Origin of the sequence: Prauserella salsuginis (genome assembly GCF_024648885.1) — a bacterium.
Taxonomy (GTDB): domain Bacteria; phylum Actinomycetota; class Actinomycetes; order Mycobacteriales; family Pseudonocardiaceae; genus Prauserella; species Prauserella salsuginis.
Window position 1 is genome coordinate 15,458 of sequence record NZ_JANBBF010000014.1, and the last position, 12,075, is coordinate 27,532.

At 71.0% G+C, this 12,075-nt stretch carries 11 protein-coding genes; 2 read left to right on the top strand and 9 right to left on the bottom strand.

Translation table 11 applies throughout. The annotated features are described in order from the left end of the window. Positions 1-221 precede the first annotated feature (221 nt). The 7 genes from LY40_RS22585 to LY40_RS22615 all read right to left on the bottom strand — a co-directional run bounded on the left by LY40_RS22585 (position 222) and on the right by LY40_RS22615 (position 7,070). A complete protein-coding gene (locus tag LY40_RS22585) occupies positions 222-1,001 on the bottom strand; it encodes a hypothetical protein (protein ID WP_258938073.1) in 780 nt (259 codons plus the stop codon). A gap of 381 nt (positions 1,002-1,382) precedes the next feature. Next, on the bottom strand, positions 1,383-2,297 hold the full coding sequence (locus LY40_RS22590) for a cation diffusion facilitator family transporter (protein WP_258938074.1): 915 nt from the start codon (positions 2,295-2,297) through the stop codon (positions 1,383-1,385). Between the two features lie 103 nt (positions 2,298-2,400). Next, complete coding sequence (gene manA, locus LY40_RS22595; RefSeq protein WP_258938230.1) at positions 2,401-3,636, bottom strand: mannose-6-phosphate isomerase, class I; 1,236 nt, start codon at positions 3,634-3,636, stop codon at positions 2,401-2,403. Between the two features lie 43 nt (positions 3,637-3,679). Further along, a complete protein-coding gene (locus LY40_RS22600; RefSeq protein WP_258938075.1) occupies positions 3,680-4,774 on the bottom strand; it encodes a hypothetical protein in 1,095 nt (364 codons plus the stop codon). Further along, positions 4,767-5,024, bottom strand: coding sequence for a Trm112 family protein (locus LY40_RS22605; RefSeq protein ID WP_183783286.1), 258 nt, complete (start codon positions 5,022-5,024; stop codon positions 4,767-4,769). Before LY40_RS22605 ends, LY40_RS22600 begins: the two co-directional genes overlap by 8 nt. Positions 5,025-5,112: 88 nt before the next feature. Next, positions 5,113-6,465, bottom strand: a complete 1,353-nt coding sequence (locus LY40_RS22610; RefSeq protein ID WP_183783284.1) for a phosphomannomutase/phosphoglucomutase — start codon at positions 6,463-6,465, stop codon at positions 5,113-5,115. Between the two features lie 212 nt (positions 6,466-6,677). Beyond that, a complete protein-coding gene (locus LY40_RS22615) occupies positions 6,678-7,070 on the bottom strand; it encodes a DUF3499 domain-containing protein (protein ID WP_183783282.1) in 393 nt (130 codons plus the stop codon). A 456-nt stretch (positions 7,071-7,526) separates the two neighbouring features. On the opposite strand from LY40_RS22615, the gene LY40_RS22620 reads away from it, so the two are divergent. Beyond that, on the top strand, positions 7,527-7,961 hold the full coding sequence (locus LY40_RS22620) for a metallopeptidase family protein (protein ID WP_183783280.1): 435 nt from the start codon (positions 7,527-7,529) through the stop codon (positions 7,959-7,961). A gap of 12 nt (positions 7,962-7,973) precedes the next feature. Here LY40_RS22620 and LY40_RS22625 read toward each other — a convergent pair whose 3' ends face one another. After that, a complete protein-coding gene (locus LY40_RS22625; RefSeq protein ID WP_258938076.1) occupies positions 7,974-10,325 on the bottom strand; it encodes a hypothetical protein in 2,352 nt (783 codons plus the stop codon). A gap of 203 nt (positions 10,326-10,528) precedes the next feature. Then, positions 10,529-10,852 carry a WhiB family transcriptional regulator gene (locus LY40_RS22630; protein ID WP_253855919.1) on the bottom strand — a complete coding sequence of 108 codons (324 nt, stop codon included), beginning with the start codon at positions 10,850-10,852 and terminating at the stop codon, positions 10,529-10,531. A 377-nt stretch (positions 10,853-11,229) separates the two neighbouring features. On the opposite strand from LY40_RS22630, the gene LY40_RS22635 reads away from it, so the two are divergent. Beyond that, on the top strand, positions 11,230-12,012 hold the full coding sequence (locus LY40_RS22635; RefSeq protein ID WP_183783278.1) for a site-2 protease family protein: 783 nt from the start codon (positions 11,230-11,232) through the stop codon (positions 12,010-12,012). Positions 12,013-12,075: the final 63 nt, after the last annotated feature.

Sequence of the window (12,075 nt, forward strand, 5' to 3'; positions counted from 1 at the left end):
ACTGCCTCCTGCCTCGCCTGGGCCGCAGGCTGATCGGCCACGCACTGCCGCCCGAGCGTGTTCCGGCATGGAACGCTCCGGCAAGTCGCTGGCCTCACAGCAACCAACCCGGTGAGGATATCCCCACGGGTGGGCTCGCAGGGAACGGTCGCCTTCCGATGACGACACCGCCTCCCGGCCGCGCCGAGCCGCAGGGCCGGGAGGCGCCGATGAGGGGTCCGTCAGGAGGTCGTGCGCCGTTTGCGGGTGAGCGTCACCAGCGCACCGCCCCCGGCGAGCAGCAGGGCACCCAGGCCGAGCAGCCAGCCCGCGCCGAAGCCGGTCGAGGCCAGGTCGTCGGTGTCGCCGGCGGGCGCGACGGCGGGTTGCGAGGTCGTGGTCGCCGCGCCCGCGTTCGAGGTCGTGGACGACGGACCGCTCGAATCCGGTTCCGGCGACGTCGTGTCCGTACCGGTCGTGGTCGTCTCCGGCGGGGTGGTCGACTCGGAAGGCGTCGTCGACTCGGGCGGGGTGGTCGTGTCCGGCGGCGGCGTCGACTCGGGCGGTGTCGTCGTCTCCGTCGGGGCGCCCGTGCCGCAGAGGAACCAGTGGCTGATCGCCGCGATCTTCCCGCCGTTGTTCAGCGGGGACCGCAGCTTCTCCCACGCAGGATCCTGCGGCAGCCCCCGCTCACCCGGTTCGTAAAGGTTGTAGGCGGGGCCGCCCTTCACGAGGATTCCGGTGACCTCCACGCCGGCCGGCACCTCGGTGATCGTCAGGAACGTCTCCGCCGGACCGCCGGTGAAACCGACGTCGGCCTTGTCGATCGGCACGCCGTCGAATCCGGCCTGCTCACAGGCGCGTTTCATGCCTTCGTCGACGTTGCCGTCGACGGCCACGGCTCGGGGATCCTCTTCCGGTTTGTCGTGCGCCGCGGCGAGCGGCATCGAACCGGCCAGCACGCCCAGCGCCATCGCCGAGGTGACGAGCGCGCGCAGGCGGAAACGCGGACCAACAGACATCAGGAGACTCCTGGGGGATCGGACGCGGGGGAACACGGGGGGACAAAACATCCACAACGGGCAGATGACCGCCCGGACCCTAGACCCGACCGGGTGATACTCCCTAGACGATCACGACCGAAGTGATCACTTCGGGCCGAATCGGTAATCTAATCGAGTCACAGCTTTCCCACGAAGGATCAGCTTTCCCGCAGAGCAACAGCAGATATATCACTCACCGTGACATTCGGGCGATTGGTCGGCGCCTCGCCGCAACGGCGGACGGTTCCCGGCGTCGTCGAGCGCCGTGACGTACCGGAACCCGCCCGTCAGGAACCGGCCCTGGACAACCCGGGCCTCGACGAATCCTGCTCTGCACCGTGCCCTGCAGAGCACCGGCGTCTATGCGGGCGTGCGGTCCAGGTCCGGCTCGAGATAGATCAACCGCGCCGTGGGGACGGCGTCGCGGACGCGACGTTCGGCGTCGTCGATCGCCGCAGCCACCTCTGTCAGCGCCATCCCCCGCCGCATCGCGAGCTTGGCCGCGATCAGGAGTTCGTCCGGGCCGATGTACTGCGTACGGATGTGGATGACCCGCTCGACCTCACCCACCGTGAGCTCACCGACGATGGTGTCCAGCTCCTCCTCGCCGGAGCCCTCACCGATGAGCAGGCTCTTCATCTCGATGATCAACGTGATCGCGATGATGCCGAGCAGCACACCGATCATCAGCGTGCCGATGCCGTCCCACACCGGATCACCCGTGACGACCGACAGTCCGACCCCGATCAGCGCGAACACCAGGCCGAACAGGGCGCCCGCGTCCTCGAGCAGCACCACCGGCAACTCGGGCGTCTTCGACTGGCGGACGAACCCCCACCAGCTGCGGTCACCCTTGATCGCCTTCGACTCCTTGATCGCCGTGGCGAAGCTGTAGGTCTCGAGTGCGATGGCGACGACGAGGATGACGACGGCGACGAGTGGCGAACTCAGCTCCTCGGGGTGCTGCACCTTGTGCACGCCCTCGTACAGCGCGAACGCGGCACCCAGGGTGAACAGCATCAGCGCGACGATGAACGAGTAGAAGTACCGGTCCCGTCCGTATCCGAAGGGATGTTCGCTGGTCGCCTTCCGCTTGGCGGTCCGCTGGCCGAGCAGCAGCAATCCCTGGTTCGACGTATCGGCCACCGAGTGCACCGATTCGGCGAGCATCGACGACGAACCCGTGATCACGAAACCGACGAACTTCGCCACCGCGATACCGGCGTTCGCGACCAGCGCCGCCAGGATCGCCTTCGTTCCCCCAGTTGCCGCCACAGTTCAACCTCCGGCGTTCTCGACGTGACGGCGGAAGCCTAGAGTCCGCGGCCGGCAAGGCATCCGTCAGGGTGACCAAGCGAACACGGTGAGTAAAGGGGCGTTAATGCCCGCGCAATGAGGTTCCCGAAGTGGCGCGGAAGAGCTGCGCGACCTCCTCGCCCACGGCCCGCACCCGTACCGCCGGGTCCGAGGCGGGCCGCCACACGGACTCACCGCGCCGCAACTCGACCTTCGTCCCCTCGTCGTCGTAGAGCAGCACCTCGCCCGCGGTGCAGAGCAGGATCTCCGGCCCGGAACCGTCGAGCTCCACCTCGCGCCGGTCCACGGAGTCCCAGTCGACCCGCGACAGCTGGAACTCCGGCGTCCCGGTTCGGTACACCGCGGCCGAGCCGTCGGGCTCGCCGGTCAGCACCGGCATGTCACCGCACTGGAAATCGACCACCCGCAGCAGTTCGGGCACGTCGACGTGTTTGGGCGTCAGCCCGCAGCGCAGGATGTTGTCGGAGTTGGCGAGGATCTCGATGGCCGTGCCGTACAGGTAGAGGTGCAGATTCCCCGCGGGCAGGTACAGCGCCTCGCCCGAACGCAGCGTCACGCGGTTGAGCAGCAGCGCAGCCAGCACACCCGCATCACGCGGATGCGCCTCGCCGAGCTGCAGCACGGTGCGGCATTCGACGGCGAACTCGCCGCCTTCCCTGACGTGCCGCACGCAGGCGTCGAGCACCTCGGGAAGCAGCTCGTCGAGCGCCGACTGCGGCAACGTGATCCACGTCGTGAACAACGCCCGCAATCCGTCCGGATCCGGCTGCCCGGCCAGCAGTTCGACGTAGTGGGCCAGGCCGGGCGTCTCGATCTCGCGCAGCAGCCGCACGGTCCGATACGGATCGCGGAACCCCGCGAGCGCGTGGAACTCCGTGAGCGCGCACACCAGCTCCGGCTTCGCCGTCGGATCGGGATAGTTGCGGTTCGCCGCGTCCCGCGGGATGCCCGCAGCCTCCTCCCGTGCGTAGCCCTCCGCCGCCTGTTCCGCCGAAGGGTGTGCCTGCATCGACAGCGGCTCCTCCGCCGCGAGGATCTTCAACAGGAAGGGCAACCTGCCGTCCCACCGGTCGGCGCACCGGGTGCCGAGCTGGCCGTGCGGATCGGCGTCGACGATCTCCAGCAGACTGACCTCGGAGCCGTCGGCCCGCCGTACGCGCGCCGGGTCGCCGGGATGAGCGCCGTACCACAGTTCCGCCTCCGGATGCGGAGACGGAACAGGGCGGCCCAGCAGCTCCGGAATCGTCGTGCGGGACCCCCACGCATATGCCCGCACCGCGCCCTGCAGCAGCTCCACGGTCAACTCCACTCCTCGCCGGCCTCGCCCGGCCGTGCCACCGTCACAGTGACAGCGGCGCGACGCGGCCGGCTCCCCCGATGGTTCCAGCCGCGAGCCCCAGGTACACCGCGGCGAACTCGAATCGCAACGCCAGCACGGCTGCGCACGCGACGTCGTCGGCCTCGGCCAGCTCTTCCGCCGGTGCGAGCACGTCCGCGGCGGGCAGGGTCTCACCCACCCGGAATCGCGCCTCATCGGTCGCGGGGCCGCTGCGCACCGACAACAGCAGTGCCCGGGGTGGCGCGGCACCGCTCGCCTCGTCGAGATCCGGGTCGGCGAAGATGTCCCGCTCGTTGCCCCCGCGCGCGGCCAGCGCGTGCAACGCGGGCCGCGCGAGCGCCTGGCGGTAATCGGACACGTCCGCGACGACCGCCGCGTGCGCCCCGAGCGCGTACGCGGCGTGTTGCCCGACGGCCACGCCCGCGTGGTCGAGCCCCCACAGCAGCGGCGTCCGGTCGGCGAGGCGCAGCGCCAACGACTTCGCCGGGTTCACGAACGACTCGTGCTCGAGATGCCCGCGGGCCGCCTCGTTGTCCAGCCGGTCCGCGAGGCCGTCGACGTCGGACACCAGCAGGCCGAGCGCACCCGCCGTGAGCAGGCCCGTGGTCAGCGCACGCGGGAACGCCAACTCGGGCGGTCCGACGACCCGAGGTGACAGCACCAGGCCTCGGCCCGCGACGGCGGACGCGACGGGGCCCTCCGGCGGAGCCGACAGCACCACGGTCGCGCCGTAGCGGGCGGCACGCTCGAGCGACGCCGCGAGATCGCGGTCGTACGGGTCGTCGGTGTGGGCCAGCACGACGTCGAGCGCCCCGATCCACGGCGGCACCGTGTCGGTCACCACCGTCGGCACCGGGCAGGCGGGCGCGAGCAGGGCCGTGAGCAGCTGCGCCGCGCCGTGGCCAGCACCCGGCCGCACGATGATCACCAGCGACCGGGGCCGCCCGATGTCCAGCCGTTCGGCCAGCTCCAGCTCCGTCGCGGCTTCGATCGTCGACCGCACCTGCGCGCCGGCCATCGCTGCCGCGCGCAACACACCACCGGTGTCCGCGTCGTCGAGCCGGCGCGGGTCGTCGAGCAGCGTGTCGTCAAGCACTGCCGGCCCCGGAATCGCCGCCGGCCGGCGAATCGCCCGCGCCAGCGGGGTCGGCGGCCGGATCGCCGCCGACGGCCTCGTCGAGCAACAGCACCGGAATGCCGTCCCGCACGGGGTACTGCCTGCCGCAGGACGTGCAGGTCAGCACGTCGGCGGCAGGGTCATCCGGCGTGCCGGCCGTCAGCGGGGCGTGGTCCGCCGACGGGCACGCGAGAATGTCGAGCAGTTGCGGATCGAGAGTGACGGCCATTTTTCCTATTTACCACGGTTGGCCCTCCTCTCGGAGGGCAGTCGAAAACTGTTCGTCCGCGGCCGGTCGGGTTTCCGCCGCGGACCGCTCAGGCACGGACGATGGCCAGTACCTCGTCGGTCAGCGCCGCCACGGCCTCCTCGTCGGGCGCCTCGACGTTCAACCGCAGCAGCGGCTCGGTGTTGGACGCACGGAGGTTGAACCAGCGGTCGCCGAAGTCGACCGTCAGCCCGTCCAGCTCGTCCACCGACGCACCGCTGCGGCCCTCGTAGGTCTTCTTCACCGCGGCGAGCCGGCCTGCCTGGTCCTCGACCGTGGAATTGATCTCGCCGGAGGCGGCGTACCGCGAGAACCGCGCGGTCAGTTCCGACAGCGTGCCCGGCTGCTCACCCAGCGCGGCGAGCACGTGCAGCGCAGCCAGCATGCCCGTGTCAGCACGCCAGAAGTCGCGGAAGTAGTAGTGCGCCGAGTGCTCGCCACCGAACACCGCGCCCGTACGCGCCATCTCGGCCTTGATGAACGAGTGGCCCACGCGCGTGCGGATCGCCGTGCCGCCCTGCTCGGCGACGATCTCCGGCACGGCCTTCGACGTGATCAGGTTGTGGATGACGACCCCGCCCGGCTCCTTGGCCAGTTCCCGGGTCGCCACGAGCGCCGTGACCGCCGACGGCGACACCGGGTCGCCGTTCTCGTCGATCACGAAACAGCGGTCGGCGTCGCCGTCGAAGGCCAGGCCGACGTCCGCACCGGTCTCCCGGACCTTCGCCTGCAGGTCGACGAGGTTCTTCGGGTCGAGCGGGTTGGCCTCGTGGTTCGGGAACGTGCCGTCGAGCTCGAAGTACATCGCCGTGACCTCGATGGGCAGTCCGTCGAAAACGGTGGGCACCGTGTGGCCGCCCATGCCGTTGCCCGCGTCGACGACCACCTTCAACGGGCGGATCCCCGTCAGGTCCACGAGTGACCGCAGGTACTCGGCGTACTCGGACAGCACGTCACGCTCGGTGATCTCACCCGCCTGGCCCGCGAACTCGGGCACACCGTGCTCGACCGTGTCGCGGATCTCCGCCAGACCGGTGTCCTGGCCGACCGGAGCGGCGCCGGACCGGCAGAGCTTGATGCCGTTGTACTCCGCCGGGTTGTGGCTCGCGGTGAACATCGCACCGGGCATACCCAGCTTGCCCGAGGCGAAGTACAGCTCGTCGGTGCTGGCCAGGCCGATCGACACGACATCGAGACCCTGCGACGTCACCCCGTCCGCGAAGGCGGACGCCAGTTCCGGCGACGAATCACGCATGTCGTGCCCGATGACCACCGACGGCGAGTCGGGCTTGATGAGCAGGGCGAACGCGGCACCGAAGTCCCGCACCAGGCCTGCATCCAGCTGGTCACCGACGACGCCACGAATGTCGTAGGCCTTCACGATGGCCGACAGGTCTGACACGCCTCACTCCCAGATCATCCGATTGGTGACTCCCCAGAGCCTGAAATCTCGCCCCGGAGCCTACCCATTCGCCCGATCAACCCAACGGAGCGGTGACGCCACGCGGCCGGAATCACGGAGCGTGCTCCGCCGGTGACGGGATCACCCGAAGCCGACGTCGGCGTGCGCCGTCGCAGCCGGCACCACCGGCATCGCGCAATCGGTCAGGCGGGTCAGGCGTGCCCGGGGAGAACGCGCAGATGTCCGCGCCTGCCCGATTCCGTACCCGTCGTGCCCATCGCGCCCGACTCCCCGGAACGGTCCGTCACCGCGGCCGGCTGCTCGACCGGCTCCGGACGGCCTGCCTCCCGTACGGCCTCAGCCAGCGCAGTCAACTCGTCGACCGTCGGCTCCGGCGGTGAGAAGTCACCCTCGTGCCGCACGACCTCCCAGCCTCGCGGCACGGTCAACCGCATCGCGTGCGCCTCGCACAGGTCGTAGGAGTGCGGCTCGGACGAGGTCGCGAGCGGACCCACCACGGCCGTCGAGTCGCCGTAGGCGTAGGTCAGCGTAGCGACGGCGGGCTCATGACAGCCCGTCCGCGAACACTTCCGTACGCTCCGCACGGTTGATCACGATAGCCCTTCCTCCCGCAAGAGGGGTAGCTGACACGCCCGCCCGCCCGTCGCCCACCACCACCCATCGCGCCGGTGCCGCCCCGTGCAGTAGTCAGTTACGGACCCGGGCAGTCCCTGCGACGGCATACAGACACCCAGCAGTAGGCGCCCACCCGTCTCCCACCACCGCCCATCCCGGCAGTGCCGCCCCCGTGCAGTGGTCGAGTACGGACCCAGGCCATCCCTGCGACGACATACCGACACCCAGCAGTAGGCGCCCACCGGTCTCCCACCACCGCCCATCCCGGCAGTGCCAATCGCGTGCGGTGGACGCGTACGGGCGTCGGCAATCCCGATAGGTGGTCCCGCCGAGTGGGTCGCCGGGAAGGTTGGTGCGGTCGGGGTGGGCGGATAGGTACCCTTGGCCCGGTGACGACGGCTCGAGGTGCACGGTTTCGACGGCGCATGCGACGCGACCGCCACGGGCGGGGCCTCCGCGGCCCGCTGTATCCGGCCAGCCTGCCCGCCGCGTCGAGTCCCGCCGAGCGGTTCGACTCGCTGGTGCTGGACGCACTCGAACCCATCGAAGGTCGCTGGCGCAGCGAGCTGACCAAGCTCGACGTCGCTGTCGACGACGTCCCGGAGGTCAAGGACGGCCCGCCGGGCACCGTCGACGAAGGGGTGCTGCACGACGGGGCCGTGCCGTTGTCGCGGCTGGTCCCGGCGGGGGTCGACCGTTCCGGTCTGCCGACCCGCGCGCGCATCGTGCTCTACCGCAGGCCGCTCGAAGCGCGCGCCCAGGACCCCTCCGACCTGGCCGATCTGGTGCACGACGTGCTGGTCGAACAGATCGCCGCCTACATCGGGGTGGAGCCGGACATTATCGACGGCGGCCACTGACCCGCCACCGCATCACCGGCCGCGGGACGTCCGCGCCCTCCCCGGAACCGCCGTGAGCGCCGCGAACAGCAGCGCGGCCACGCTGACGAGCAGGAACACCGAGTGCCACGGCGCGGTGTAGCGCACCACGACCTCCGATTCCGACTCCGGTACCGCCACCGACACCTGGTGCCCCCACGCGGGCGTGATCGGCACCGGCTCGCCGTCCACCGTGGCGCTCCACCCCGGTTCGTACTCCGCGGCCAGGACCAGGAGCCTGCCGTCCGGCCCTTCGGAGACGCGGACACGCGCGTCGGGCAGGCGCGCGTCCACCGGCGCGATCGCCGAACCGCGCATGAGCTCGTCGTTCGGGGCGCTTCCACTGACCGCACGATGAGCCTGTTCCGGGGACACGAGCGTGACCTGGCCCGCCTCGGGGGTCAGGCGCAGAACCGCGCGGCCGTCGGACGCCGAAGGTGCGGAACGCACGAGATCGCTCGCGTCGCTGCGCAGCGCGTCGCCGTTCTCGCCGGGCGGCAGCACGACGAACTCGACACCGGCCGCGGCGGCGTTCGTCACGGCGTCGCGGGAGCCGCCGAGTAGCCCGTTGCGCCAGCCTTCGAGCCGCTCGGCCATGCCCCCGACGGGAGACAGTGCGTCGTCGCCGAACCCTGGGGTGCGCCCGGCCGTCAACCGGTCCGGCGCCGACCCGCCCGGCCCGTCGTGGCCGAGCACCAGGACGCCACGTCCACTGTCGTCGAGCTCGTCATCGAGCGCCGCGGGCAGGCGGACACCGCCGCCCGTGCGCACCTCGCCTGCACCTCCGAGCAACGCGGCCGTCGCGAGCACGGCCAGCGTGACGGCCGAGCCGCCGAGCACCGCGGTCCTCGGCGCACCGGCACCCGCACGGGCACCCGCGCCGAGCCGGCCGCCGAGCACGACGGCGACGAGCCCGGCAGTGACGATCACCAGCGGCGCCCCGGCGTATCCCGGCATGGCGTCACCGCCCGTGACCGGTTCGGCCCGCACGAGCTGCGTCACGGCCGCGCCCGCGCAGCCGATCACCACGAGCATCGCCCCCGCGGCCATCCGCACGGACGCCGCGACCACGACCGCGACCACGGCGACGACCACCAGTACGAGCCCGAGGGGCACGCCGCCCGACGGATGCAACCCGACCAGGCCCACCGCGGATGCCGCGTCGGCGGGGCCCGTGAGCCCGTGCAACAGCAACTCCGGATGCCTGACGAGCGTGGGCAGCCACGGCAGGGCGAGCGCGAGCGGCAGCAACACCACCATGGTCAGCGCGGGCAGCCCCTGCCAGGACCGGCCTCCCGGGACGGGCAACGTCACGAACGCGACGACCAGCCCCAACAGCACCATGCCGTAACTGATCGGGGAGAACACCCCGATCAACGTCATGCCCAGCCCGCACCACGCGCCGAGCGGCAGTCTGCGCACGTCGTTGCTGGTCAGCAGCGACGCGATGCCGGCGACGACCGCGGGCAACGCGATGTGGACGACCACCACACCGATCCGCCCGGACGCGACCGCGTCGACCGCAGCCGGAGCCAGCGCGTAGGCGGCGGCCGCGCCCGCACGCGCCCACCGCCGCGTGGTGAGGCGCCGCGTCGCCGCGTAGGCGACGAGCGCCGAGGCGGGAAGATCGAGCAGCAGAAGCAGCGACACGGCCACGGCCGGGCCGCCGAGCACCGCGCCCGCAGCCCCCAGGACGGCCAGCGCGGGCGAGCCGGCGCTCGTCGTGCCGCCCGCTACCCCGTGCCACGCGTCGAGATAGGCCGACCACACGGCGCCGAGGTCGCCGACGGGCAGCAGCGCGCCGCCTGCGAGATCGAACCCGAGGCGGTCCCCGACGATTCCGTGGAGCAGCAGGGACAGCACCGCGAGCGATCCGGCCAGCACGGTCGGGGGTGCGATCAGGAATCGTCGCCACGCGGGCCCGTCCTGCCGCGTGTCCGGCCGGGCCTGTGGCACGGAGTCGTCCGACGGCCGTGCCTCGTCCGGTTGCCGTGTCCCGGCCGATTCCGGTGTCTCGTCCGGGTCGTCGGAGTGGTCCGAACCGGCCGTCACGTCCGGCGGTTCCTCGTCGGCGGCCTCGTCCGCGCCCACCGGTTCGTCGGCGCCCACCGGTTCGTCCGCGCCTGCCTGCTCGTCTCCGTCAGCCTGCTCGTCCCCGTCAGCGGTCACGTCGGGCGGCACCGAGTCCGTAGCCGCCTCGTCCGAACCGGCCACGTCGTCCACACCGGCCACGTCGTCCACACCGGCCACGTCGTCCGAACCGGTGGTTGCGGCCGAATCGGCTTCGTCGTGGCCGGAACCGGGGCCGTCGGATTCGGCAGGGCCGGACTGCGATGTTCGGGACACTGAGTCACTCCGGGGCTCGAGGATTACCAGCGCGGGAGGATCACCAGCGCGGGGAATCACCGACCGCGACGGATGACCTACAAGCGGATCACCCGTCGCAGCGTCAGCGTGTGAACGTCGCAGGCACCCGCCTCGGACTCTCCCCTCGCGCGCACTCGCGTGCGCACGTTACGCCTGCCCGTACGAGTGAGTCGCGCGGACCGTCAGACGGCGCGCTTCTTCAGCTTGCGGCGCTCCCGTTCGGACAGTCCGCCCCAGATGCCGAAGCGTTCGTCGTGCGCCAGCGCGTATTCGAGGCAGTCGTCCTTGACCTCGCAGCCCTGGCAGATCCGCTTGGCCTCGCGCGTAGAACCGCCCTTCTCGGGGAAGAACGCCTCCGGGTCGGTCTGCGCGCAGAGAGCGCGTTCCTGCCACTCCTGCTCTTCGGTGACGTCGAGCAGCTCCGCGAGAGCCTCGAATTCGCCGTCCGCCTGAGCCGCCCGGTCCACCGGCCGCCCCCGCTCGGTTCCCGTCATGTCCAACCGCACGTCCGCCTCCTCGCTTTCACGCACTCCCAGGCTGGCGGTGTTCGTCCCCTGAGCCCGTCAGACCGGTTCGCAGTGCGAACCTGCCCTGCACTGCCCCCCTTCGGCAGCGAATGACATCAATGTGATTACACCTGTGTAGTGCGGCGAGGTCAAGCGGAGTAGCGAGGATGGGGGATAGATCGCGGCGGTTTTGCAAGCGGACACGCCGAGCGAACCACACGCCGATCTCACACCTGGTTCCGCAACCGATCCCACCACGGTGAACGAGCCTCCGTCGACCCGGCCGCACCGATCGGCGGACGTGTGGACCGGACCACCGGTCGCAGCCGCCCCCGCCACTTACACCGGCCATGCACCCGATGCGCGAGGATGGGCACGTGCAACGTTCGGTGGTCCGGCCCAGCCCGCTCTTCTACGCCCTGCTCGCCACTACAGCCGTGGGCGGCGTGCTCTGCGCACTGTTCCCGCCGCTGTCGGTCGGCCTCGACGGCGTCGACCGCGACGTCGTCGGCACGCTCGGCGTCGTCGTACTCGTCCTCGGCGGCTGGGCGGTGTCACTGACACTGCACGAGTTCGGTCACGCGATCGTGGCCTACCGCGGCGGTGACAGGGAGGTCGCACTCAAGGGCTACCTGTCGATGGACATCCGCCGGTACACCGATCCGGTGCTGTCGCTGGTGCTGCCGCTGATCATCCTCGCCATCGGCGGTATCCCGCTGCCCGGCGGCGCGGTGTGGATCAACCGGTGGGCGCTGCGCTCGCGCAAGGTGTCGTCGTGGGTGTCGCTCGCGGGTCCGCTGAGCAACCTCGCCCTCGGCATCCTGCTGACGCTCGTCGTCGTGCTCGCCCCGCTGCCCGCCGGACTCATGATCGGCCTGTCCTACCTGGCCTCGGTGCAGATTCTCGCGTTCGTGCTGAACATCCTTCCCGTGCCGGGACTGGACGGCTACGGCGCGATCGAGCCGTACCTGTCGCCGCAGGCGCGGGAGTTCGGTGCGAAGGCCCGACCATGGGCTCCGCTGGTGCTGTTCGCCTTCATCATCGCCGTGCCCGGAGTGAGCGCCGCGCTGTGGGACGTCACGGGCGCCATCTTCGGCGCGGTCGGCGGCAGCGACATCGCCGCACAGCTCGGCCAGCTGGCGTTCATGTTCTGGCGCTGACCCACCGCAACCCCGCCGCAACCCCGCCGCAACGGAGCCCAGGCTCACCGCCGGCTGCATCCC